Source organism: Pseudomonas sp. 67(2021), from assembly GCF_017491835.1.
Taxonomy (GTDB): domain Bacteria; phylum Pseudomonadota; class Gammaproteobacteria; order Pseudomonadales; family Pseudomonadaceae; genus Aquipseudomonas; species Aquipseudomonas atacamensis.
This window is the reverse complement of record NZ_JAFGYL010000001.1, coordinates 42,380-66,640: the sequence shown is the minus strand read 5'-3', so window position 1 is coordinate 66,640 and position 24,261 is coordinate 42,380. Positions and strand designations below refer to the sequence as shown.

18 protein-coding genes and 1 tRNA gene are annotated in these 24,261 nt (G+C 59.3%); 3 read left to right on the top strand and 16 right to left on the bottom strand.

Annotated elements, in window-relative coordinates:
- Positions 1-55: 55 nt before the first annotated feature.
- The 10 genes from pqqA to rpsU all read right to left on the bottom strand — a co-directional run bounded on the left by pqqA (position 56) and on the right by rpsU (position 14,626).
- Positions 56-130: a pyrroloquinoline quinone precursor peptide PqqA gene (gene pqqA, locus J5M66_RS00295; RefSeq protein ID WP_003444522.1), complete on the bottom strand. Its 75-nt coding sequence runs from the start codon at positions 128-130 to the stop codon at positions 56-58.
- 156 nt (positions 131-286) lie between these two features.
- Positions 287-2,698 carry a pyrroloquinoline quinone biosynthesis protein PqqF gene (gene pqqF, locus J5M66_RS00290; protein ID WP_207807476.1) on the bottom strand — a complete coding sequence of 804 codons (2,412 nt, stop codon included), beginning with the start codon at positions 2,696-2,698 and terminating at the stop codon, positions 287-289.
- Positions 2,699-2,736: 38 nt separating this feature from the next.
- On the bottom strand, positions 2,737-3,531 hold the full coding sequence (locus J5M66_RS00285) for a carbon-nitrogen hydrolase family protein (RefSeq protein WP_197891290.1): 795 nt from the start codon (positions 3,529-3,531) through the stop codon (positions 2,737-2,739).
- A 12-nt stretch (positions 3,532-3,543) separates the two neighbouring features.
- The gene (locus J5M66_RS00280) at positions 3,544-5,226 is read right to left on the bottom strand and encodes an NAD(P)/FAD-dependent oxidoreductase (RefSeq protein WP_207807475.1); all 1,683 of its coding nucleotides are present in this window, start codon (positions 5,224-5,226) and stop codon (positions 3,544-3,546) included.
- 212 nt (positions 5,227-5,438) lie between these two features.
- Entirely contained in the window at positions 5,439-5,900 is a 462-nt protein-coding gene (locus J5M66_RS00275; RefSeq protein WP_016772879.1) for an Lrp/AsnC family transcriptional regulator, read from the bottom strand.
- A 179-nt stretch (positions 5,901-6,079) separates the two neighbouring features.
- A tRNA-Ile gene (locus J5M66_RS00270) sits at positions 6,080-6,156 on the bottom strand.
- Between the two features lie 15 nt (positions 6,157-6,171).
- On the bottom strand, positions 6,172-9,918 hold the full coding sequence (locus J5M66_RS00265) for a bifunctional diguanylate cyclase/phosphodiesterase (RefSeq protein WP_207807474.1): 3,747 nt from the start codon (positions 9,916-9,918) through the stop codon (positions 6,172-6,174).
- Positions 9,919-10,044: 126 nt separating this feature from the next.
- Entirely contained in the window at positions 10,045-11,892 is a 1,848-nt protein-coding gene (gene rpoD / locus J5M66_RS00260) for an RNA polymerase sigma factor RpoD (protein ID WP_024014550.1), read from the bottom strand.
- Positions 11,893-11,959: 67 nt separating this feature from the next.
- Complete coding sequence (gene dnaG, locus J5M66_RS00255; RefSeq protein ID WP_130887904.1) at positions 11,960-13,924, bottom strand: DNA primase; 1,965 nt, start codon at positions 13,922-13,924, stop codon at positions 11,960-11,962.
- Between the two features lie 486 nt (positions 13,925-14,410).
- Positions 14,411-14,626 carry a 30S ribosomal protein S21 gene (gene rpsU / locus J5M66_RS00250; RefSeq protein ID WP_002551877.1) on the bottom strand — a complete coding sequence of 72 codons (216 nt, stop codon included), beginning with the start codon at positions 14,624-14,626 and terminating at the stop codon, positions 14,411-14,413.
- A gap of 199 nt (positions 14,627-14,825) precedes the next feature.
- Here rpsU and tsaD point away from each other — a divergent pair, with 199 nt between their 5' ends.
- The gene (tsaD, locus tag J5M66_RS00245; protein WP_016772883.1) at positions 14,826-15,851 is read left to right on the top strand and encodes a tRNA (adenosine(37)-N6)-threonylcarbamoyltransferase complex transferase subunit TsaD; all 1,026 of its coding nucleotides are present in this window, start codon (positions 14,826-14,828) and stop codon (positions 15,849-15,851) included.
- A 23-nt stretch (positions 15,852-15,874) separates the two neighbouring features.
- Here the strand turns inward: tsaD and plsY are convergent, their stop codons facing one another.
- Positions 15,875-16,444 carry a glycerol-3-phosphate 1-O-acyltransferase PlsY gene (plsY, locus tag J5M66_RS00240; protein WP_207807473.1) on the bottom strand — a complete coding sequence of 190 codons (570 nt, stop codon included), beginning with the start codon at positions 16,442-16,444 and terminating at the stop codon, positions 15,875-15,877.
- Positions 16,445-16,518: 74 nt separating this feature from the next.
- Here plsY and folB point away from each other — a divergent pair, with 74 nt between their 5' ends.
- Positions 16,519-16,875, top strand: a complete 357-nt coding sequence (folB, locus tag J5M66_RS00235) for a dihydroneopterin aldolase (protein WP_016772885.1) — start codon at positions 16,519-16,521, stop codon at positions 16,873-16,875.
- A complete protein-coding gene (folK, locus tag J5M66_RS00230; RefSeq protein ID WP_125916532.1) occupies positions 16,866-17,384 on the top strand; it encodes a 2-amino-4-hydroxy-6-hydroxymethyldihydropteridine diphosphokinase in 519 nt (172 codons plus the stop codon). The genes folB and folK overlap by 10 nt, the downstream gene beginning before the upstream one ends.
- 85 nt (positions 17,385-17,469) lie before the next feature.
- Here the strand turns inward: folK and J5M66_RS00225 are convergent, their stop codons facing one another.
- From J5M66_RS00225 to glpE, 5 genes are all read right to left on the bottom strand, one after another.
- The gene (locus tag J5M66_RS00225; protein ID WP_024014546.1) at positions 17,470-18,699 is read right to left on the bottom strand and encodes a multifunctional CCA addition/repair protein; all 1,230 of its coding nucleotides are present in this window, start codon (positions 18,697-18,699) and stop codon (positions 17,470-17,472) included.
- A 63-nt stretch (positions 18,700-18,762) separates the two neighbouring features.
- Entirely contained in the window at positions 18,763-20,325 is a 1,563-nt protein-coding gene (locus tag J5M66_RS00220) for a SpoVR family protein (RefSeq protein WP_024014545.1), read from the bottom strand.
- Positions 20,322-21,593, bottom strand: a complete 1,272-nt coding sequence (locus tag J5M66_RS00215; RefSeq protein ID WP_207807472.1) for a YeaH/YhbH family protein — start codon at positions 21,591-21,593, stop codon at positions 20,322-20,324. Before J5M66_RS00215 ends, J5M66_RS00220 begins: the two co-directional genes overlap by 4 nt.
- A gap of 119 nt (positions 21,594-21,712) precedes the next feature.
- Positions 21,713-23,635, bottom strand: coding sequence for a PrkA family serine protein kinase (locus J5M66_RS00210; protein WP_016772892.1), 1,923 nt, complete (start codon positions 23,633-23,635; stop codon positions 21,713-21,715).
- Between the two features lie 296 nt (positions 23,636-23,931).
- Complete coding sequence (gene glpE, locus J5M66_RS00205; protein ID WP_016772893.1) at positions 23,932-24,261, bottom strand: thiosulfate sulfurtransferase GlpE; 330 nt, start codon at positions 24,259-24,261, stop codon at positions 23,932-23,934.

The following is a 24,261-nucleotide window of genomic DNA, read 5'->3' as shown; positions in this document are numbered from 1 at the left end:
AATAAAACGCCTCGGCGAGCCGAGGCGTTGCACTGCGAATCTGCGTAAGCAGAACTCAGCGGCTGGCGAAGTACATGGTGACTTCGAAGCCGATACGCAGGTCGGTGTAAGCAGGTTTGGTCCAGGCCATGAGATGTCTCCTTCTGAGGGTTGGGATAGCGCTATCCATAGTTATAGTCCACGGCAGCGCGGTGATGTTCCAATTAGTTAGGCGGCTATGTTACTCAAAATTTCAACGCCGTGACCCGTGAATCTTTGAGAAAGCTCCTTGCAGCCTCGGTAATGATCAGTTTGTCGCTTGCCACGGTGTGCCCGGCATTGGTTCATTGGCCAGGCAGTGGTAGCCGCCCTCGGCATTGATCAGGCGTTGCGCAGCATCGAGCAAAGCCTGTCGATTCAGCTGCTGGATCGCCGCGACCAACTGCTCACGGTAATCCGACGAATGGCCAGCGAGTTTGCCCTGCCACAGCAGCTCGGCGGCATCCTTGGTGGACAGCGTGGCATCGTCGAACTGATCGGCGAGGCTTTGGCGCTGCTGCTTGAGGCTTGCGTCATCGACTGTTTCGATCAACGCGGGGATGTTTTTGAGGAACTCTTGAATGTGTTCGAGCAACTTGGCGGCCGAAGTCGTCGGCGATTGCACGCCAAAGACAATCGCGGTCCTGCCGTGCAATTGACGCAGCGCGCTGAACACGGCGTACCCCAATTGCAATTCGACGCGCAGGCGCTGGTAAAAAGGCGTCTGGCACACCTGAGCCAGAAGGCGCCATGCAGCTTCATCAGCGATGTCGCGGCTGGCAGTCGGGCAGACCAGCAGCAAGACGTGTTCGCTGGAGGCCGTGTTGATCTGGCTCCAGTGGTACTGGCCTTGTGTGGTTGGCATGACCGGTAGCTGATTGTCCGGTGTGCCGGGAATGCGGCTCAGCGCCAGGCCCAAGGCTGATTGGGTTTGTTGGTTGAGGCCTAGAGCGAGGCCGTCCCAGCGCGAAGTTGTCCACAGCTGATTGGCGTCATCGCTGGTTTCGATCGTGGACAGGCATTTTTCCGGCAATGCTTCCAGTAGTTGGCGGATCGGCATCGACGGTATCTGCACCGCGTCGCGCGGCGAATCGGCGTCGATCATCGTCAGACATTTCAGCGCATGCTCGAGGACGCTGGGCATCGGTTCCTGTAATCCGCCCATTTTCAGCAGCCATTGGTTACCTGTGGCGCTGAAAGACAAGTCCACTCCGGCTTCGTACGCATCCTGCCGTGTCTGGCGCAGACTGCGCTGCAATCTTGCGCGCAGATCGGCGCTGGCCGCCGCCTCGACCTGCCAGCGCAGGTAAATCGCGCCTTCATCGCTGTTGTCTGGCAGTGCCTGGCTAAACTGCATCGGCGACCGTTCGCGACGGCTGCGCGAGCGATCCTGGGCGAACGTGCGCAGGCCACGGTGGGCGCTGGTCTGGCCGCGAATCAGCCCGGCGTTGGCCAGCGGTTCACTGGCGCGCAAGAAAGGATTGGCGGCGGGCAGATGCCAAGGATCGCTGAAGTTATCCACAACGCCGATCTCGCGAAGGATGTGCTCAAGTGCGGTAGCGCCGGATTCGGACAGGCCGAATGCTTGCTGCTGGAGATCGAGCCGTGCCACTTGCAACGCGCCGCTGACTTGCTGCTGGCGCTGAAGCAGGGCGGCGTATTCCTCGCGCAACGGCTTCCAGTCCTGACGGGCGAAGAAGCTCAGCCAATCCAGCAGGCGTTCGCGAATGGTAACCACGCGGTCGCCGTCGGCATGGAATTGAAGATGCAGCAGCGCTTGGCCGGCGAACTGGTAAAGCGGCGTGGCTTTCAGGCTGTCAGCCAGATTCTGTTGATGCAGGTATGCGAGCAATCCACCAGGTTTTGCGCTATTCAACCAATGACAGAGAAAAGCCATCGCCTCGGCGGATGACTCGGGCAACGCGTCGAAAGCAAATAACAGGTTCGTGTGAGCGCCGACCTGTTGATAACTTTTCACTGCCAACGGTGGCGGTGCGGCTTGGGCAACTTTATCCCCAACCGGCAACACCGCTGCGAATTGCTGCGCCAGCTCCCGAAGCTCATCGATACTTTGCGGCCCGACCAGACTCAGGGTCATTTGCCCGGTTCGATAAAAGCGCTGATGGAAGTCTTGCAGCGCCGACTGAAACCCAGGCGATTCGACCTGCAAGCTGTCCCGATTGCCCGCATGAAAACCGCGCAACGGATGCTCCGCTGGTAAACCTTCATACAAGGCAAACTGCTGTTGCGCTGTCGGATCCTGCGACCAGGCGACGAATTCGGACTGCAGCACTTCCCGTTCACGCAGTTGATCGTCCAGATTCATACGTGGCCGGGCGAGCATGTCTGACAGACGCTCGAGCCCCGCGCTGAAGGACGACACAGGCAACTCGAAGAAAAAGTCCGTGGTGCGCTCGCGGGTGCTGGCATTCACTTGCCCGCCGTGACGTTGCACGTAGGCCATCAGCCCTTCGTCTGTGGGAAAGCGCTCGGTGCCGAGAAACAGCAAGTGCTCGAGAAAATGCGCCAGCCCCGGCCATGCCAGCGGCACGTCATGACTGCCGGCCCCCACGCGCAACGCCGCAGCGCTGCGCTTGAGACCGGGCACGTGGCGCAGGGTCACGCGCAAGCCGTTGGCCAGGGTTTCAGAGTGGGGGCGGGGATGAGTCGGCGCAGGCATGGGCACTTCCAGAACAGTGAAGTGCCCATGCTAGCGGATTAGCGGCGGTTGAGCGCGCCGTAAAGCTCCGGGCGGCGATCGCTGAGATAGCGATTGGCCTGGCGTGAATCGTTCATCAGTTGTCGGTCCAGTTCACCGACGATCAACGCCTCGTCCAAACCTGCCAGGGCGATACGGCTGCCGTCCGGCGCGGCAATGCTGCTTTGCCCACAGTACTGAATATCGCCTTCATGGCCGCAGTAATTGGCGTAAGCCACGTAGCACTGGTTTTCGAAGGCGCGGGCACGCACGGTGACATCGGCAACGAAATCGAACGGAATCATGTTGGCCGTCGGCACCACAATCAGCTCGGCGCCGGTCAAGGCCAGGCGCCGCGCGTTTTCCGGAAACTCCAGGTCGTAGCAGATCAGGAAGCCGAGCTTCCAGCCGTTCAATTCAACCACCGGCAAGTCGGAGTCACCGGGGCTGAACATCGACCGGTCGAGATCGCCAAACAGATGCGACTTTCGATAGTTGCACAGGCGCTCGCCGTGGGCGTCGATCAGTTGCACGGCGTTGTAGATCTGCCCGTCGGCGGTGCGCTCCGGATAACCGTAAACGATCGCCAGACCCGCAGCCTTGGCAATCCGGGCGATCTGCTGCGCCCATTCACCGTTGTAGACCTCGGCCAGCGTGCTCACCGCTTCGGCGCCGATGTTGTAGCCGGTCATGAACATCTCCGGCAGCACCAGCAGGTCGGCGCCCTTGGCCTCCATCGCTACCTGATGCAGGCGCTGCAGGTTGGCGGCGGGGTCCAGTGGCAGCGGTGGACATTGGTAAACGGCTACGCGCATCGGGGAATCCTCTTACTCGGGCAGGGCGATAGGGCCGATGTCTTTGAACACATCACCCGGGCCCGGGTTCTCTTTATGTGTCGAGCCGCCGAAATGTTTCATGATGCCCCACACCGCGTTGAGCGAGGTCTGCACCGCGCCTTCAACCCACGCGGGCGTCCATGACACATCGTCGCCAGCGATGAAGATCCCGCGTTGCTCGGCCGGCATGTCGTCCTGCATGAAGTGCGCATACATGCGCTGGTTGTAGCGGTAATGGCCGGGCAGGGCGCCCTTGAAGGCACCGAGGAAGTACGGATCGGCTTCCCACGACACGGTGATCGGATCGCCGATGATCCGCGCGGCGATGTCGACTTTCGGGTAGATCTTTTTCAGCGCGTTCAAGGCCAGCTCAACGCGTTTTTCCACCGGATGCGGGAGCATTTTCAACGCGTCGCTCATCCACGAATACGACAGGCAGATCACCCCCGGCTTGTCGTCGCCGTTGTCGAACAGATAGGTGCCACGGGTCAGGCGATCGGTGAGGGTCATGCTCATCACATCGCGGCCGGTTTCCGGATCCTTGTCCTTCCAGAACGGCCGGTCGACCATCACGAAGGTTTTCGACGACTGCATGTAGCGTGTGCGGTCGAGGGCCATCCACATTTTCTGCGAGAACAGGGTTTCGTCGCATTCGATCTGAGTGGTCAGCAGCCAGCTCTGGCAGGTTGTCAGGACGGCGGCGTATTCGCGGGTGTCACCGTTGTTGTCGGTTACGGCGAAACGGCCTTGCGGTGCGTGGGCAATCTTCTTCACACCGGAACGCGGTGCGCCACGGTGCAGGGATTTCAGGCTGGTGCCGGCCGGCCAGTGCACGCAGCGCTCCGGCACATGGCGCCAAATGCCCTGTGGCACCTGCTCGACGCCACCGACCACCAGGTGCTGGTGATCGTCGCAATTGGTCATTACCACGCGGAAGATTTCCAGCATCGAATTGGGAAAGTCCGAATCCCAGCCGCCGGTGCCGAAACCGACCTGACCGAACACTTCGCGGTGCTGGAACGACAATTTTGCGAAGGCTTTCGAGGTGGCGACGAAGTCGTAAAAGGTCCGGTCGTCCCACAGCGGCACCAGCTTGTTCCACAACTCTTTCAGGCGCGGCACATCGCGATCACGGATGGCTTGCTGGATGTCGGAGAACTGCGAACCGGCTTCCAGCGCATCCGCCCAGGCGTCAGCCACTTCCTGAAACAATGCAGGAAGATCCTTCAGGCTTTCGGCGTAATAGGTTTCGCCCTCCAGATCGATCACGGTACTGCCAGACGCGCCGGTCAGCGGGTTGGGGAAGGGCTTGGTTTCGAGGCCGAGCTTGTCGACGTAGTGGTAGAACGCTGTGGAGGAGACCGGAAAGCGCATGCCACCGAGCTCGGCGACGATGGCATCGGTGCCGTTGAATGCCTGCGAGCGCAGACGACCACCGAGTTTCGACGCCTCGTACACCACCGGCTTCAAACCGAGTTTCATCAGTTCATACGCAGCCACCAGACCGGCAATACCCGCGCCGACAATCGCCACCTCAGCGCCATGGTGCTGCTCGGGAATGATCCCCAGACCGGCGGGATGCTCGATCCAATCGTCAAACGCGAACGGGAAGTCCGGACCGAAAATGGTGACTGGTTTTTTTCCGTCTGCAGGATGGCGATTGTTCTTGTTCATGGCTGACCTTATTGGCGACCCGACGCAGGATTCGCGTCAGTATAGGAAAAGATGCCAGCCATTCTAGGGAGCGTGGAGCGCGTTAATAAGACGCAATGTGTCGTCGTTTTGCCTGATTGTTGTGCAGACTGACGATTGCGGGCTGCATACCGACCAAAAAAGTGGGAGCGAGCCTGCTTGCGAAGCGGCTCAGCCAAATGCCCGGCCAATGCTCAGACCGGCTGCCCGCGATCAATCTTGCTGCTCAGAATGATCGAAGTCGTGGTTTTCTCCACCCCATCGACGCTGCCAATCTGATCCAGCAACTGATCCAACTGCTCCGGCGAATCGGTGCGCAACCACGCCACATAATCAAACTCGCCACTCACCGCACACAGCTGCTGCACCTGCGCCATCGCACTCAAGCGCCGCAGCACGTCCTTGCCGGAACGCGGCTGCACCTTGATTCCGACGTAGGCTTGCAAACCACCATCGACCACACGCTGACCCAAGCGCACACCATAACCGGTGATTACCTTGGCCTTTTCCAGGCGGGCCAGACGCGACGTCACCGTCGTGCGAGCAATGCCTAGCTGACGGGCGAGCATGGCCACGCTTTCGCGGGCGTTGATTTGCAGCGCGGCGATCAGTTGGCGGTCGATTTCGTCGAGGATGGGTTGGCGGGTGTCTGGCAAGGGGGACTCCGGAGGCATGGGACAATCAGGTTAAGGATGTTACAGGGACAATCGCGTTGGGGCTTTCAGCGTTCTCTCAAACGGATTTTCTTGCGCAGTTCCAGAACGTTGCGCCCGCCAAGACGAAACCCAACCACTCGCCCACAAAAAAGCCGCGCATTCAGCGCGGCTTTTCAATTTGGTGGGCCCACACGGACTCGAACCGTGGACCAAAGGATTATGAGTCCTCTGCTCTAACCAACTGAGCTATAGGCCCTCAGTAGGCCGCGGATTATAGCGACGGTTTCGCGGCTGTGCTATCCGAAAAATCCGATACGGTTATATGCAGAAACGTCGCGGCGAATTCGTCCGGGGGCAGCGGCAGGCTGACGATGTAGCCCTGGATCTGTTCACAACCTTCCGCGGCGAGGAATTGTTGTTGCGCCTGTGTTTCCACGCCTTCGGCAATCACGGTGAATTGCATGCTGCGACCGAGCGCGATGATGGCGCGCACAATGGCTGCGTCGTGGGGGTCGTCAGGCAGTCCGCGGACGAAGGATTGATCAATCTTGAGGATGTCCAGCGGCAGGCGTTTGAGGTAGCTGAGCGAGGAGTAGCCGGTCCCGAAGTCATCGATCGCCAGCTGCACGCCGAGGTGTTTGAGTTGGTGTAGCACTGCCAGCGCCTCTTCGGCCTGACTCATGATGAAATTCTCGGTAATTTCCAGTTGCAGTAAATCCGGCCTGAGGTGGTTGTCCTTGAGCAGTTGTTCGATGCGCACCAAGAGGTTGGGCTGACGCAATTGCGCACCGGCGAGGTTTACCGAAAGCGGCCCCAACGGTTGGTAGATCTCGTTCCACTCGAACATCTGCCGGCAAGCGGTCTCCAGCACCCAGTCACCGATCTGCAGGATCATGCCGTTTTCTTCCGCGAGCGGAATGAAATGCTCGGGCGGCACGTCGCCGAAGGTCGGGTGACGCCAGCGAATCAACGCCTCTGCACCGACCAGACTGTGATCGACCAGGCTGATTTTCGGTTGGTAATAGAGAAACAGCTCATCGCGCTCGATTGCGCGGCGCAGTTCGTGTTCCAGCGCTATGCGCTCGCTGGCCTGGGCGGTGAGGTCGCGGGTGTAGCTTTCGACGCGGTTGCGTCCTTTGGCTTTGGAGCGGTACATCGCCGCGTCGGCGTTTTTCACCAGCGTGGCCACGTCGCAACCGTCGCGGGGATAGAGGCTGGTGCCGATGCTGGCGCTGATAAAGAACTCGTGTTCGCCGGCCTGGAACGGCGCGCCGAAGCAGTTGAGCAGTTTCGTCGCGATGTTGTCGGCGTCGCTGGCTTGCTGCAAGCCCGGCAACAGGATGATGAACTCGTCGCCACCCAACCGTGCGACCGTGTCGATATCGCGCAGTTGTTCTTTCAAGCGCACGGCGATGCCCTTGAGCAACAGGTCGCCGACCGGGTGGCCGAGGCTGTCGTTGATGTGTTTGAAGCGGTCGAGATCGAGAAACAGCACCGCGCCCTGGCCGCCATTTTCCTGCTGGCTGGTCAGGGCCATTTGCAGGCGGCTCTCAAACAAGGTGCGGTTGGGCAAACCGGTGAGCGGGTCGTGGTGGGCCTGATAATCGAGTTTGGCCTGGGCATGCTTGAGGCTGGAGATGTCGGCGAACACCGCGACGAAGTGAGTGATGAACTTGTCGCGATTGCGCACCGCGCTGATGGTCAGCCAGCTCGGGTACAGCTCGCCGTTCTTGCGCCGGTTGGAAATCTCGCCTTGCCAGTGTCCCTCGTCGGTCAATTGATGCCACATCGCAGCGTAGAAAGCGCTGTCATGCAGCCCTGACGCCAGCAAGCGTGGCGTGTGGCCCAGTGCTTCACTTTCGCTGTAACCGGTGATTTCGGTGAAAGCACGATTGACGGCGCTGATGTGTTGTTGAGTATCGGTGATCAATACGCCCTCGGCGGTGCTCTCGAAAACGGTCGCGGCCTGCTGCAGTTTCTCCTGCATGAGATGGCGTTCGGTGATGTCGCGGGCGATGGTCAGCATGCAATCCTCGTCGCCAATCGGCAGCGGTCGACTGGACACTTCGCACAGGCGAATCTGCCCGTCGCTGCGACGGATGTGGCATGTGAAGTCGCGGACGAAACCGTCGCGTTGCAGCAGGTCGAGCATCTGTTTGCGTTCGTTGAGGTTGACCCAGATACCCAGATCCAGCGTCGAACGATCCACTGACATGGCGCTGTTGAAACCGGTGATGCGGCTGAAACCTTCGTTGACCTCCAGCAGCAGGCCGTCGCTCTGGCGCGACAGCAACAGGCCGTCGGGCGACGCATGGAAAGCCTTGGCGAATTTCTCTTCAGAGGTTTGCAGTTGCTGTTGGGTTTCCTTGAGCTGGCTGATGTCGCGCACCACCACCACCAGCGCCGGCGTGGTATCGAGGTCGAAAGGCTCGGCGGAAATCAGCCCGGTGAAGACTTGGCCGTTGTTGCGGCGAAAGGGCATTTCCAGATTACGGATGCTGCCGGCCTGCAAACGCTGCAAGAGGCCCGGCCCGACGCCGGGAATGCCCCAGATATTGAGGTTGGTGGCGGTCTGGCCGATCACGTCCTCGGCCCTGAGGCCGATCTGCTCCTCGAAGGCCTCGTTGACCTCCAGCAGGCAGCCGTCGGACAGGCGTGCAATCACCAGAATGTCCGGGCACTGCTCGAACACCGATGCGAACTTCTGCTCGGACAGGCGCAGCGCCTCTTCGGTGCGTTTGATTTCGCTGATATCGATCATCAACCCGCGCATCACCGGTTCGTGGCCATGCTCGATCAGGCTGACAATGTCGCGCACCCACAGGCAGCGGCCGTCGGCGGTGATCACGCGATAATCGACGATGTGATCGCGGCCCTGGCGCAGCGCTTCCCTGCAATAGTTCTGCGTGCGGGTCAAGTCGGCCGGATGAATGATGTTGTGCCAGAAACCCGGAATCAGCCAGTGAGACTGTGGATACCCGAGCAGGTCTTCAGCATGGGGCGAAACATAGCTGTAGGTGAAGTCGCTCATCCGCGCTTCCCAGGCGATGGCTGACAAGCTCTCCACCAGGCCGCGGTAGTGATATTCGCTACTGCGCAATTCCTGTTCGAGGTCGATGCGCCGGCTGATTTCCGAGCTCAAGCGGCGGTTGATGCGAATCACCACGGCAAGGATCGTCATCAGCAGCAACAGACCGGGCAGACCGTACATCAGCAGGTCCGACCAGAACGTGCGGTGGTCGAGCACATTACCGACCCAATGTTCCTGGATGCTGCTGATTTCCGCCGGCGTCATGTCGGCGAGGACTTTATCAAGTATCCCGACCAGCACCTTGTTGTCGCGGGGCACGGCCATCGCCAATTGATAGCGATATGGGGTTTCGCCGCTGACGTAGAGGCCGTCGAGCTTGAGCTGGCGCAGGCTCCACACGCTGGAAGCGAGATCGCCGACCACCGCGTCCACTTCATCGGTCGCCAAAGCTTGCAGCGCCGAGCTGACATTGGGCATGGCGACCAGATTCAGATCGGGGTGGTGAGTGCGCAGCAGTTCGTGGGGGGCGTAGTTTTCCACCACGGCGATTTTCAGACCGTAGAGGTCGTCGAGTTTGCGCGGCTGGGCGCCGCCGACATGGGCAAGGATGACGATCGGGAAGTCGAGGTACGGCCGGGTAAATGCCAGGTAATTCTGGCGCTCCGGCGTGGACATGATCCCTGGCAGCAAATCGATCTTGCCTTTTTTCACCTGCTCCAGCACCACCGTCCAGCTTGCTGGTTCGATGGGCGTCAGCTTGATCGCCAAGCGCTGGCGAATCACGTCGATATAGTCAGCGGCCAGACCCTGATAGCGGTTCTGATCGTCACGAAATTCGAAAGGCGGCCACGACGCGTCGACACCCAGGCGCAAGTCAGGGTGAGCCGCCAGCCAGCTGCGTTCTTCATCGGTGAGAGTCAGCGCGTCAGCCGTGGCGGTGCAGATCATCAATGACAGCAGAAAAAGCACGGGCGCCAGTCTGGGCATAACGCTCTCGTCACGGCTTGGGGATGATTGTTTCGAGTGTAGACGGGGTACGCGGCGGGGAGGGCGGAGCGGGGAATTTAATCTGCCATAAAACAAAACCCCCGGCCTGGGCCGGGGGTTCTGGTATCACTCGTCGAGGAAGGAGCGCAGATGCTCGCTTCGCGTCGGGTGGCGCAGCTTGCGCAGCGCCTTGGCTTCGATCTGACGGATCCGCTCACGCGTTACGTCAAACTGTTTGCCAACTTCTTCGAGCGTATGGTCGGTGTTCATGTCGATACCGAAACGCATGCGCAGTACCTTGGCTTCACGGGCAGTGAGGCCGGACAGCACTTCGCGCGTCGCTTCCTTCAGACTTTCCACCGTGGCGACATCGATGGGCGACTGCATGGTCGAGTCTTCGATGAAGTCGCCCAGATGGGAGTCTTCGTCATCACCGATCGGGGTTTCCATGGAGATCGGCTCTTTGGCGATCTTCAGTACCTTGCGGATCTTGTCCTCAGGCATTTCCATGCGTTCGCCCAGCTCTTCCGGAGTCGGTTCGCGACCCATTTCCTGCAACATCTGCCGGGAAATACGGTTGAGCTTGTTGATCGTCTCGATCATGTGCACCGGAATACGGATGGTGCGCGCCTGGTCGGCGATCGAGCGAGTGATCGCCTGACGGATCCACCAGGTGGCATAAGTCGAGAACTTGTAACCACGACGGTATTCGAACTTGTCCACCGCCTTCATCAGACCGATGTTGCCTTCCTGGATCAGATCGAGGAATTGCAGGCCGCGGTTGGTGTACTTCTTGGCGATCGAGATCACCAGACGCAGGTTGGCTTCAACCATCTCTTTCTTCGCGCGGCGGGCCTTGGCCTCACCGATCGACATGCGACGGTTGATGTCCTTGATTTCCGCGATGGTCAGGCCGGTCTCGGTTTCCAGTGCGATCAGCTTCTGCTGGCAACGGATGATGTCCGGCTGCACGCGACCGATGGCTTCGGCGTACTTGCTCTTGCCTTTAGCCAGGGCGTCGGACCAGCTTTCGTCGACTTCGTTACCCGGGAACTGACGCAGGAAATCGGCGCGTGGCATACGTGCATCACGTACGCACAGCTGCATGATCGCGCGCTCTTGCTGACGCAGACGATCCAAAGCACTGCGTACACGCTCGACCAGGGCTTCGAATTGCTTCGGCACCAGTTTGATCGGCATGAACAGCTCGGCCAGAGCCAGCAACTCGGCAACCGCTGCCTTGTTGTGACGACCGTGCTTTTTCAGGGCCTTGCGGGTGATTTCCATCTGGTCGGCGACGGCGCCGAAGCGCTGTGCAGCGATGACCGGATCCGGACCGCTTTCGGCTTCTTCTTCGTCGTCGGAAGATTCGGCATCATCGTCATCGGTATCGTCGTCGGCCTTGACGGCTTTCGGATCGACCGGCGGCGGCACTTCTGCCGCAGGCGGCGCGATGCCGTCGTCCGGGTCGATATAACCGCTCAGGACGTCGGACAGGCGACCACCTTCGGTGGTGACGCGGGTGTACTCGGAGAGAATGTGGTCAACCGTGCCAGGGAAGTGCGCAATTGCGCTCATCACTTCACGAATGCCTTCTTCGATCCGCTTGGCGATTTCGATTTCGCCTTCACGGGTCAGAAGCTCGACCGTACCCATTTCACGCATGTACATGCGCACCGGGTCAGTGGTGCGACCGATATCGGTCTCCACCGCCGCCAACGCAGCGGCTGCTTCTTCCGCAGCGGCCTCGTCGGTATCGGCGTCGGCCAACATAAGGGCGTCCGCATCCGGAGCACTCTCGTGTACGGGGATCCCCATGTCGTTAATCATGCGGATGATGTCTTCCACCTGCTCCGGATCTGAAATATCCTCGGGCAGGTGGTCGTTGACCTCGGCGTAAGTCAGATACTTCTGCTCACGACCCAGTTTGATCAACTCAATAATACGAGACTGCTGTTGCGCTTTTCCGGACATAACACCCTATCCACTGAAGGTCTTGGCGGGCAAAAAACAAGCCGAGGATTATACCTGAGCTATGACCTCACGCGCCAGTTGAGGTCGGGTTTGATGCGGAAACATTGCGACTTAAAAGGTCGCGCAGTTGATTTTTCTCTTCGACGCTCAGTTCGCTTTGCCGCGCTTTCCTGAGTAACTGTTCGAGATTTCGCTCGCGTTGGCGGGCGGACAAGCTAGTAATGGTGTCGAAAAACTGTTGTTCAAGGTTATCTCCGTCAATCAGCCATTCCTTTTCTGCCAGCGCCTTGAGCAAGCGACCCTGTTCAGTTCCGTGCCATCGCGCGATCAACTGAAATGAGTTTAGCTTGGGATTCTTCTGTACGGCTTCGAGCAGCGCCACAAGCAACTGGGCGTTGGTCTGATTTTCATCGGCAATGTGCCCGGCGTCTTCGACGCGCTTGGCCAGTTGCGGATGATGGAGCAATGTTCTCAATGCCGTCAGGGTTGGCGATTCAACGCCAATCGGCGTGCGCGGGCGCTGCTGTTCACGATCGCCACCACGCTTGCCGTGCTTGTCCCACGGTTTCTTGTCCCACTTCTTGCCGCCGGCGCCGGGTTTCTTCGGCGTCCATTCCTGCTGCGGCACGTACATGTCCTGTGCCTGCGGCTGATGGTAGTCGCTGTAATCCGGCATGGCGTCGTAATCGAAGCCCGGATCGTAGGCGGGCGGTGCTTCCTGCGGCGCACTCTGAACCAATTGGCTGACGGTCTCGCTGCTCAGGCCGGTAATCTCGGTCAGTCGCTGACGCATGAGGATGCGCAGGTTCGCTCCCGGCACCTTGTCGATCAATGGTGCGGCGAGGGTGGCCATGTGCGCCTTGCCCTCAAGCGAGCGCGGGTCGGCTTCTTCGGTCAGTTGCTGGAAAAAATAATCGGCCAGCGGCTGCGCGTGCTGATTGATGCGCGCCTTGAATGCGTCGGTGCCTTCGGCGCGAACCAGGGTGTCCGGGTCTTCGCCTTCGGGCAAAAACAGGAACCGCGCGCGACGACCGTCCTGCAGACACGGCAGGGTCGCTTCCAGTGCGCGCCACGCGGCGTTGCGGCCCGCCTGGTCGCCGTCGAAGCAGAACAATACGTTCGGCACGACGCGAAACAGGCGCTTGAGGTGTTCTTCGCTGGTTGCGGTACCCAGCGTGGCGACGGCATTGCGCAAGCCTTGCTGAGCTAGGGCGATGACGTCCATGTAACCCTCGACAACGATGATTTCATCGAGGTTGCGATTGTTCTTGCGTGCTTCATAAAGGCCGTAGAGTTCCTGGCCTTTATGGAATACCGGGGTTTCCGGTGAGTTCAGGTACTTGGGCTTGTCGTCGCCCAGTACGCGACCGCCGAAGGCGATGATCCGTCCACGGGTGTCGCGGATCGGGAACATCACGCGATCGCGGAAGCGATCGTAGCGCTTACCGGTTTCGGCGTTCTCGATCAGCAGGCCGGCTTCGATCATGGCCTTCTGTTGCAGGGTGTCGCTGCTCAGATGCTTGAGCAGGTTGTCCCAGCCTGGCGGCGCAAAGCCGAGGCCGAAATCCCGAGCGATCTCGCCAGTCAGGCCGCGGCCCTTGAGGTAATCCACCGCAGCCTTGCGCGACGGATGGCTCTTGAGTGCCTGCCGGTAAAAATCAGCGGCGGCGGTGAGCAGTGGATACAGCGGCGAATCGGTCGGCTGACGCGGCTTGCGCTCGCGGCCGCTTTCTTCGCGGGGGATTTCCATGCCGGCGGCTTTGGCCAGATCTTCGACGGCCTGGGGGAAGTCCAGGTTGTCGTGATCCATGAGAAAGCCGAGGGCGTTGCCGCCGGCGCCGCAACCGAAGCAGTAATAGAACTGCTTGTCGGGGCTGACGCTGAACGACGGGGTTTTCTCTTTGTGGAAAGGGCAGCAGGCGGTGTAGTTCTTGCCGGCCTTCTTCAATTGCACGCGCGAGCTGACCACGTCGACAATGTCGGTGCGGTTCAGCAGGTCGTCAATGAAGCTCTGGGGAATCAGCCCGGCCATGGCGTTCTCGTCGTCTGCGCTGCAATAAATCTGTTGCGACAGGCTGTCGGACGCGGGCCATTGCTGGAAACGCACAAAAAGTGCGGCTCGACCGATGTCGTCTGCGTGATCGCTGTCGGGAAGTGTATCTGCCGAAAATCCACTGACGTTAGTACCTATCAGTCTTCGACTATGTGAAAGTGTTGCGCTGAATCCGCTGACGGCCGGTTGTCGGCCTCGGATAGCTCAATAAAGCGGGCACGCATGCAGGTGCCTTGGGCTGATCGTCGTAAGAGGAATCAGTGGGTGTGCTCGTCAGTAGCCTTGAAAGGCTCGTCAGAAAAGACGTGCACCGCTGGCAAAAGAGCCAGGCCTGACGCGGTGAAGCAGATTTGTCTCGGTCGCATCGGCGGCGTCGACGGTGAAGCATCAAGCGTTTTACGCAAATGCCATTAGCCCGGCTGAGGGCCGGGCTTAGGCAAGAAGCTTGCTACGAACGTCTGTGGATTAGTACAGACGAACGGCGCGGCGCTGTTCGCGCTGAACTTTCTTGGCGTGACGCTTAACAGCGGCTGCTGCTTTGCGCTTACGCTCAGAAGTTGGCTTCTCGTAAAATTCGCGGCTACGAACTTCAGCCAGTACACCGGCTTTTTCGCAGGAGCGCTTGAAACGACGCAGAGCTACGTCGAAGGGTTCGTTCTCTTTTACTTTGACGGCTGGCATCCAGAGCTACCTTCATTCATTACCGGGGTCAACATCCTCGCGGCAAAAGAGCACTTGAAGACGTCGGTTTTTAAGGGTTGCGGATGTTAACCCCTCATCGCTCGGAATGCAAAGCCTCTGATCGAAAACCGCTGGTCGGGGCATCACGTGGCGACTATTATGCGCGCCTTCGAATTCAGCCTAAACAAGGCGCAAACCCATGCTAGTACTGGGATTAGAAACCTCCTGCGACGAAACCGGCGTCGCATTGTATGACAGTGAACGCGGTCTGCTGGCCGACGCGCTGTTCAGTCAGATCGACCTGCACCGCGTCTATGGCGGTGTGGTGCCGGAGCTGGCCTCGCGTGACCACGTCAAACGCATGCTGCCCTTGATCCGTCAGGTGTTGGCCGAGGCCGACTGTGTGCCGACCGAGATCGACGCAATCGCCTACACCGCAGGTCCTGGCCTGGTCGGCGCGCTGCTGGTCGGTGCGTCCTGCGCGCAGGCGCTGGCGTTTGCCTGGGGCATTCCGGCGCTTGGCGTGCACCATATGGAGGGCCACTTGCTGGCTCCGATGCTGGAGCCGAAACCGCCGCAATTCCCGTTCGTCGCTTTGTTGGTGTCCGGTGGTCATACACAGCTGGTTCAGGTCGATGGCATTGGCCAGTACAGCCTGCTCGGCGAGACGCTCGACGATGCGGCCGGTGAAGCCTTCGACAAAACCGCAAAAATGATGGGCCTCAATTACCCCGGCGGGCCGGAAATCGCCAAGCTGGCCGAGAAGGGCGTCGCAGGACGTTTCACTTTTCCGCGTCCGATGTGTGATCGCCCGGGTCTGGACTTCAGCTTCAGCGGTTTGAAAACCTTCGCCCTCAACACCTGGCAGCAATGCGTCAGCGCCGGGGACGACGGCGAGCAAGCCCGTTGCGACATCGCGCTGGCGTTCCAGCAGGCCGTGGTGGAGACTTTGACCATTAAGTGCAAGCGCGCCCTGAAACAGGCAGGCATGAAGCGGCTGGTGATTGCCGGCGGCGTCAGCGCCAACAAGGCGTTGCGGGTTTCGCTGGAAAAGATGCTCGGCGATATGAAGGGCGATGTGTTCTATGCGCGCCCGGAGTTCTGCACCGACAATGGCGCGATGATCGCGTTTGCCGGTTGCCAGCGCCTGAAGGCCGGTCAGCAGGAAAGTCTGGCAATCACCGTGCAGGCACGCTGGCCAATGGAGCAGTTGTCGGCGCTGTAATGAGCGACGCTCATTAACGGCAGTCAGAAATGCCGTTCGCGCCCGGCAAACAGGTCGCGTAGATTGCCGCGATGGCGCCAGACAATCAGCAAGGTCAGCGCGCTCATTGGCAGCAAGGCTTCCGGCTCTTGCCAGGCCAGCAACGGCAGGGTCAGTGGCGTGGCAATCAGCGCCGCCAGCGAGCTGGTGCGGGTCAGGTAGAACGTCAGCATCCAGGCGCACACCGCCAGGAGCGCGGCGGGTGGATACAGGCCGAGCAGCATGCCGGCGGCAGTGGCAACGCCTTTGCCGCCGCGGAAGCGAAAGTATAAAGGGAACAGGTGACCGATCACGGCGCACACGCCAATCCAGGCCTGATCCTGCAGTGAGAGGCTCACGCTCGAGGCGATCAGCACCGGCAGCAGGCCTTTGCACAGATCACCGAGCAGGGTCAGGATCGCCAGTTTGCGACCGGCCAGGCGCAGCATGTTGGTGGCGCCGGCATTACCCGAGCCACTCATTCGCGGATCCGGATTTCCGGTCAGGCGGCTGAGCAAAATGGCGAAGGACAGCGAGCCGAGCAGGTAGGCGAGAATCGCCAGTAACCAAAACATGCTAACTATTCCGGGCGAGGACGCCCTGATTCTAACGGCGCATTGCGCCCTTGTCGTGCAGCGGAGAGAAGTGCTTGGACAGAGTGTTTATCGAGGGCCTGGAAGTCGACACCGTGATCGGTGCCTACGACTGGGAGCGCGGCATCCGTCAGTGCCTGCGTCTTGATCTGAGCTTCGCCTGGGACAATCGCCCGGCCGCCGCCGGTGACGACCTGACCCTGGCGCTCGATTACGCCAGTGTTTCCACGCGCATTCAGGCCTTCGCCGAGCAGGCGCAGTTCCAGTTGGTCGAAACCTTTGCCGAGCGTCTGGTTGAAGTGCTGATGGCCGAATTCAAGATCACCTGGGTGCGACTGAAACTGACCAAGCCGGGCGCCGTTCCGGCCGCCAAGGGCGGTGTGGGTGTGGAGATCGAGCGCGGATGTCGCTGACTCAGGTGTACCTCGGGCTCGGTAGCAATATCGAGCGCGAAACCCATTTGCGCGCAGGTCTCGATGCGCTGGCCACGTTCCTGGTGGATATCCGATGTTCGGCGGTGTTCGAGAGCCAGCCGGTGGGCATCAAGAGCGGGCCGTTCTTCAATTTCGTGGTCTCGGCCTACACCGATCTGCCGTTGATGGAGCTTGATCGCCGCTTGAAATTCATTGAGGCGGATAACGGTCGCTATGCACCGGATCGCAAGGGCTTGCCGCTGGATATCGACGTACTGCTGTATGGCAATCTGGTGGGTAATTTCGATGGATTGATCCTGCCGCGTGCGGAAATCCTGAAAAATGCCTTTGTGCTGTGGCCGCTGTCGTTGATTGCGCCGGATCGGGTGCATCCGGGGGTGGGCCAAAGCTTTGCGACATTGTGGGCTGAGGCGCAAATTGATCAGGTGTTGGCGCCGGTTGCGTTCGAATGGCGGGGGGAGCAGCTCACGCCTTCGGATTTGCGGTGATATCAAATTCGCTTTCGCGAGCAGGCTCGCTCCGACATGGGATCGAGGTCTCCTGTGGGAGCGAGCCTGCTCGCGAAGTTTTTTATCAGGCTGTCGCCGCCTCTTTGTAGGCTTTCAACGCCTTCAGTCGTTCCCGCTTCAGCGCTTCGCCCAGTTCAGGCCCCTTGAATCCCAGCTCCAGCAACGGCTGCACGGCCACTTCTCGTGCAGCTTTCGCCGCTCCGCGCAAATAGTCCGCCTGTGGATAACTTCGCTGCTCCAGGCCCTTGCGGCCACGGGCATCCATCTCGCACGCGGCGATAAACTCTTCGAATCGCTGCGGCCGGCGATAGATATCGAAACTCTGCAGCAACTCCAGCAGCGTCGAGGCTTTCAGCTCCAGCGCCCGGTGCCCATGGGTGTGGTATTGCCCGACCAGCAGCGCCAGTTCCTGACAGTCTTTGGGGACTTTAAAGCGCTCGTTGACCGCTTTGATCAGCTTCAGTCCGTTGTGCTCATGGGCGATATGCCTGGGCCATTCTTCTTCCGGCGTCAGGCCTTTGCCCAAGTCGTGCAGCAGGCAGGCCCAGCGCACCGTCAGTGGTTGCTTGAGCAGCGCTGATTGCTCCAACACGCTCAGGGTGTGCAGGCCTGTGTCGATTTCCGGGTGATGGGTCTCTGGCTGCGGCACGCCGAACAAGGCGTCGACTTCCGGCATTAGCTCCTTGAGTGCGCCACAGTCGCGCAAGACCTGGATGAACACCTGTGGATGGTCTTCCATCAGTGCGCGGGAAATCTCTTTCCAGCTGCGCTCAGCGGTCAGCGCCTGCAATTCGCCGGACTCACTGAGCTGGCGCATCAAACCCATGGTCTCGTCGGCGACCGTGAAGCCCAATCCTGCGTAGCGTGCAGCAAAGCGGGCAACGCGCAGTACTCGTAAGGGATCTTCGGCGAACGCTGGGGAAACATGGCGAAGGATTCGTGCTTCGAGATCGCGCTGACCATGGTACGGATCGGTCAGGTTGAGCTGATCGTCCTCGGCCATGGCATTGATCGTCAGGTCGCGGCGAATCAGGTCTTCTTCAAGCGTGACTTCGGGACTTGCGTAGAAAGTGAAACCGCCGTAACCGCGACCGCTTTTGCGCTCGGTGCGGGCGAGGGCATATTCCTCACCGGTTTTCGGGTGCAGAAACACCGGGAAATCTGCGCCGACCGGGCGGAATCCCTGGGCGAGCATTTCTTCAGTGGTCGCACCGACCACGACCCGGTCGACATCAGTGACCGGCAACCCCAACAGGCGATCACGTACCGCGCCGCCAACCTTGTAAACCTGCATAAAAAACCTCCGTCAGTCCGACAGGATAACCCTTGCGTCAGACTTTCGGAGGCCAGAACCGGATCAAAGATGAATCACGGCCAGATCGAGCCGGCCGTAATCGCCCTCGCTGTGTTCACTGCGGGGCGGCACGTGATGGGTTTTCATGATCTGGTCGCCTTGCAGGGTTTCCAGATGAATGTCGAAGCCCCAGAGCCGGTGCAGGTGCTTGAGCACTTCCTCGGTGGAGTCGCCCAAGGGTTTGCGGTCGTGCTGCTGATGGCGCAGGGTCAGCGAGCGATCGCCGCGCCGATCAATGCTGTAGATCTGCACGTTCGGCTCACGATTGCCGAGGTTGTACTGCGCGGCCAGGGTTTCCCGGATGATCCGGTAGCCGCCCTCATCATGGATGGCCGGCACCAGCAGGTCGTCTTTCTGGTCGTCATCGAGAATGCTGAACAGCTTCAGATCGCGGATCACCTTGGGCGACAGGTACTGCAGGATGAAGCTCTCGTCCTTGAAACTGCTCATGGCGAACTTGATGGTCGACAGCCAGTCGGAACCGGCGATGTCCGGGAACCAGCGGCGATCCTCTTCGGTAGGCTCTTCGCACATGCGCCGAATGTCGCGGTACATGGCGAAACCCAACGCATACGGGTTGATGCCGCTGTAGTACGGACTGTCGAAACCCGGTTGGAATACCACGCTGGTGTGCGAGGTGAGGAATTCCATCATGAAGCCGTCGGTGACCAGGCCTTCGTCATACAGATCATTCATCAGCGTGTAGTGCCAGAATGTTGCCCAGCCTTCGTTCATGACCTGAGTCTGGCGCTGCGGATAGAAATACTGGGCGATCTTGCGCACGATGCGCACGATTTCGCGTTGCCAGGGTTCCAGCAGTGGCGCGTGTTTCTCGATGAAATAGAGGATGTTTTCCTGCGGTTCGGCCGGGAAGCGGGCGTTGTCCTTGTCGCTGTATTTGTCCGCGCCTTTGGGAATGGTGCGCCACAGATCATTGATCTGCTTCTGCATGTGCTCTTCACGGTCCTTTTGCCGCCGGCGCTCTTCTTCGGCGGAGATCGGATACGGACGCTTGTAGCGGTCGACGCCGTAATTCATCAAGGCATGGCAGGAATCGAGCAGGTCTTCCACGGCGTCGATGCCGTGGCGTTCCTCGCACTGCATGATGTACTGCTTGGCGAACACCAGGTAATCGATGATCGAACTGGCATCGGTCCAGGTGCGGAACAGGTAGTTGCCCTTGAAGAAGCTGTTGTGGCCATAGCAGGCATGGGCCACCACCAGCGCCTGCATGCAGATGGTGTTTTCTTCCATCAGATAGGCGATGCACGGATCGGAGTTGATTACGATCTCGTAAGCCAGGCCCATCTGCCCGCGACTGTAGGATTTCTCTGTGCTGAGGAAGTGTTTGCCGTAGGACCAGTGGTGATAGCCCAGCGGCATGCCCACCGAGGCATAGGCGTCCATCATCTGCTCGGCGGTGATCACTTCGATCTGGTTGGGATAGGTGTCCAGTGCATAGCGGGCCGCGATCCGGGCGATTTCACGGTCGTAGGTCTGGATCAGCTCGAATGTCCATTCTGAGCCGGTGGAAATCGGTTGGCGTTTCTGCTCTTTGGCGGTCATGTCACTAACCTGCGCTGGAAGAGTTCACGGAAGACCGGATAGATATCTCCGGCCGAGACCAGTTGCTGCTGGGCAAAAGTGTCAGAGAAGGCTTCGGCGATGCGTTCGTACTCGTACCACAGGGCCTGATGTTCGCGCGGGGTGATCTCCACATAAGTGTAGTACTGCACAAACGGCATGATCTGGTTGATCAGGATGTCGCGGCAGATCGGCGAATCGTCGTTCCAGTTGTCGCCGTCCGAGGCCTGAGCGGCGTAGATGTTCCACTCGTTGCTCGGATAGCGCTCGGCCATGATTTCCTGCATCAGCTTCAGGGCGCTGGAAACAATGGTGCCGCCGGTCTCACGAGAATAGAAAAACTCCTCTTCGTCCACTTCCCGGGCGCTGGTGTGGTGACGGATGAACACCACGTCGATCTTGTCGTAGTTACGCTTGAGGAAAAGGTACAGCAGGATGAAGAAGCGCTTGGCGATGTCCTTGGTCGCCTGCGTCATCGAACCGGAAACGTCCATCAGGCAGAACATCACTGCTTTGGAACTGGGATTGGGTTGCTTGACCAACAGGTTGTATTTCAAGTCGAAGGTATCTAGGAACGGCACGCGATGGATGCGTGCGCTGAGTTTTTCAATTTCAGCCTCGAGTTCCTGGATATCGCCGAAGTTGTCCGGTTCTTCGCGCTTGAGCCGTGCCAGCTCTCCCTTGGCTTCACGAAGCTTTGCGCGGCTGCTGCCGGACAGGGCAATACGACGTGCATGTGCTGAGCGCAGGGTGCGGATGATATTGATGCGTGAAGGGTTACCTTCGTTGCTGATCCCGGCGCGTACGGTTTTGAACGTGTCGGTGCCGGTCAGGTTGCGTTTGACCAGATTCGGCAATTCAAGGTCTTCGAACATGAATTCGAGGAACTCTTCCTGCGTGATCTGGAAGACGAACTCGTCCATGCCTTCGCCGGAATTCCCCGCCTTGCCCGGACCGCGTCCACCGCCGCCTCCCGGTGGACGAGCGATATGTTCACCGGCCGTGAACTCTTTGTTACCGGGATGCACCACGGTCTGCTTGCCGCCGCGTCCATGATGAAGCACCGGCTCGTCGATATCGCGGCCGGGAATGCTGATCTGTTCACCGTGCTCCATATCGGTAATGGAGCGGCGACTGACTGCCTCTTCGACAGCCTTCTTGATGTGGTCACGGTAACGCCGCAGAAAACGCTGGCGGTTTACCGTGCTCTTGTTCTTGCCATTGAGGCGTCGGTCGATCACATAGCTCATAAGGCCCCTCCGGGGAGCTTCAAGTTTTGAGCTGCAAGCTGCAAGTAAAAGCGAATGCCCGTGTTTTCAGGTTCACGCGCTTTGTTCTTGCAGCTTGTGGCTTATAGCTTGCAGCTGCCTCACTGCGACTTGCGGACCCGCAGGTACCATTCGGACAGCAGGCGTACCTGTTTATCGGTGTAGCCACGTTCAACCATTCGCGTAACGAAGTCGTTGTGTTTCTGCTGATCCTCCTTGCTGGCCTTGGCGTTGAAGCTGATGACGGGCAGCAGGTCTTCGGTGTTGGAGAACATTTTCTTCTCGATGACCACCCGCAGTTTTTCGTAGCTTAGCCAGGTCGGGTTCTTGCCGTTGTTGTTGGCCCGGGCGCGCAGGACGAAGTTGACGATTTCGTTGCGGAAATCCTTCGGATTGCTGATGCCGGCCGGTTTCTCGATTTTCTCCAGTTCTTCGTTCAGCGCCACGCGGTTGAGAATCTCGCCGGTTTCCGGATCGCGATACTCCTGATCCTGAATCCAGAAATCCGCATACAGCACGTAGCGGTCGAAGATGTTCTGGCCGTATTCGCTGTAGGACTCCAGATAAGCGGTCTGGATTTCCTTGCCGATGAACTCGATGTAGCGCGGCGCCAGGTATTCCTTCAGATAGCGCAGGTAGCGTTCGCGGGTTTCTGCCTGGAACTGTTCCTGTTCGATCTGCTGCTCCAGCACATAGAGCAGGTGCACCGGATTGGCGGCGATTTCATGCGGATCAAAGTTGAACACCTTGGAGAGAATCTTGAAGGCGAAGCGGGTCGACAGGCCGTTCATGCCTTCGTCGACACCGGCCGAATCGCGATACTCCTGAATCGACTTGGCCTTCGGATCGGTATCCTTGAGGTTTTCACCATCGTAGACGCGCATCTTCGAATAGATGTTGGAGTTTTCCGGCTCCTTGAGGCGCGACAGCACGGTGAATTGCGCAAGCATTTTCAAGGTGTCCGGTGCGCAGTGCGCCTTGGACAAGGAACTGTTGAACAGGAGTTTGTCGTAGATCTTCACTTCATCGCTGACGCGCAGGCAGTACGGCACTTTGACGATGTAGATCCGGTCGATGAACGCCTCGTTGTTCTTGTTGTTGCGGAAGGTGTGCCACTCCGACTCGTTGGAGTGAGCCAGCAAAATCCCGGTGAACGGAATCGCGCCGAGGCCTTCGGTACTGTTGTAGTTACCTTCCTGAGTAGCGGTCAGCAATGGGTGCAGCACCTTGATCGGCGCCTTGAACATTTCGACGAATTCCATCAAGCCCTGGTTGGCTCGGCACAGCGCACCGGAGTAGCTGTAAGCGTCAGCGTCGTTCTGCGGGAATTCTTCGAGTTTGCGGATATCGACCTTGCCGACCAGCGCCGAGATGTCCTGGTTGTTCTCGTCACCGGGTTCGGTCTTGGCCACGGCAATCTGATTTAGGATCGACGGATACAGCTTGACCACGCGGAACTGACTGATGTCGCCGCCGAATTCGGCCAGGCGTTTGGTCGCCCAAGGCGACATGATGGTGTTCAGGTAGCGTCGTGGAATGCCGAAATCTTCCTCAAGGATCGCGCCATCTTCAGTGGCGTTGAACAGACCCAGAGGTGATTCGAAGACCGGCGAGCCCTTGATGGCGTAGAAAGGCACTTTTTCCATCAGCTGTTTCAGCTTCTCGGCCAGGGACGATTTACCGCCGCCAACCGGGCCGAGCAGATAAAGAATCTGTTTCTTCTCTTCCAGGCCTTGGGCGGCGTGGCGGAAATACGAGACGATCTGGTCGATGCATTCTTCCATCCCGTGGAAGTCTTCAAAGGCCGGATAGCGGCGGATCACCTTGTTGGAGAAGATGCGCGACAGCCTCGAATTGGTCGAAGTGTCGAGCAGTTCCGGTTCGCCGATCGCCATCAATAGACGCTCGGCGGCGGAAACGTAGGCGCTGCGATCGTTTTTGCACAGCTCCAGGTACTCCTGCAGAGAGAGTTCTTCCTGGCGTGTGGATTCGAAGCGTTGTTGGAAGTGGCTAAAGATACTCATGACGTCACCTCGCTCGATACGTGGAGCCGACGCCGGATCACTCAGTCGATGCTGGCAGCAGTCGCTGTGGCAGCTGCTGTTTACCCCCCAGAATTCTCCCACGGTCGACAAACCGCGAAAGCTACTCCCGATGATCCGCGCGCCGGTGTACCGGCTCTCCCCTGATTTGGATGGCCTGCGCTTAAGGATAGTTGGGAATTCGAGAGGTAAAGGCGAGATACGTAATTAGTTGTGGCAGACCGTTCGTCTGCCGCGCGCAGGCCCACGGCAGCCGGGGCCTGCGCTGCGCAAAAAAATTATTCGGCGGTGCCTTGCGCGGTTTCCGACGGATAAGTCGTACGCCACAGCTCAAAGCCCCCGTCCATGCTGTAAACGTCGGAGAAGCCTTGGCTGACCAGATAGGCGGCTGCGCCCTGACTGGAATTGCCGTGGTAGCAAACCACGACGGTCGGTGCATCAAGGTCGGCGCCTTGAATGAAAGCGTGCAGCGAATGGTTGTCGAGATGTTTGGAGCCGCTGATGTGCAGCGCGGCAAAGGTCGCTGGATCGCGTACGTCAACCACAACGGCGCCTTGTTCACGCAGGGCCTGCGCCTGTTCCGGGGGGATTCGTTTGAATTCGCTCAT

Coding starts and splice junctions, on each gene's coding strand:
- glpE (WP_016772893.1), bottom strand. CDS start 24,261: ATGAGCGAATTCAAACGAATCCCCCCGGAACAGGCGCAGGCCCTGCGT.
- J5M66_RS00225 (WP_024014546.1), bottom strand. CDS start 18,699: ATGCAGGTTTACAAGGTTGGCGGCGCGGTACGTGATCGCCTGTTGGGG.
- plsY (WP_207807473.1), bottom strand. CDS start 16,444: ATGTTTTGGTTACTGGCGATTCTCGCCTACCTGCTCGGCTCGCTGTCC.
- pqqF (WP_207807476.1), bottom strand. CDS start 2,698: ATGCCTGCGCCGACTCATCCCCGCCCCCACTCTGAAACCCTGGCCAAC.
- rpoD (WP_024014550.1), bottom strand. CDS start 11,892: ATGTCCGGAAAAGCGCAACAGCAGTCTCGTATTATTGAGTTGATCAAA.
- rpsU (WP_002551877.1), bottom strand. CDS start 14,626: ATGCCAGCCGTCAAAGTAAAAGAGAACGAACCCTTCGACGTAGCTCTG.
- J5M66_RS00280 (WP_207807475.1), bottom strand. CDS start 5,226: ATGAACAAGAACAATCGCCATCCTGCAGACGGAAAAAAACCAGTCACC.
- dnaG (WP_130887904.1), bottom strand. CDS start 13,924: ATGGCCGGGCTGATTCCCCAGAGCTTCATTGACGACCTGCTGAACCGC.
- J5M66_RS00265 (WP_207807474.1), bottom strand. CDS start 9,918: ATGCCCAGACTGGCGCCCGTGCTTTTTCTGCTGTCATTGATGATCTGC.
- J5M66_RS00220 (WP_024014545.1), bottom strand. CDS start 20,325: ATGACCGCCAAAGAGCAGAAACGCCAACCGATTTCCACCGGCTCAGAA.
- J5M66_RS00285 (WP_197891290.1), bottom strand. CDS start 3,531: ATGCGCGTAGCCGTTTACCAATGTCCACCGCTGCCACTGGACCCCGCC.
- folK (WP_125916532.1), top strand. CDS start 16,866: ATGTCGCTGACTCAGGTGTACCTCGGGCTCGGTAGCAATATCGAGCGC.
- tsaD (WP_016772883.1), top strand. CDS start 14,826: ATGCTAGTACTGGGATTAGAAACCTCCTGCGACGAAACCGGCGTCGCA.
- J5M66_RS00215 (WP_207807472.1), bottom strand. CDS start 21,593: ATGAGCTATGTGATCGACCGACGCCTCAATGGCAAGAACAAGAGCACG.
- J5M66_RS00210 (WP_016772892.1), bottom strand. CDS start 23,635: ATGAGTATCTTTAGCCACTTCCAACAACGCTTCGAATCCACACGCCAG.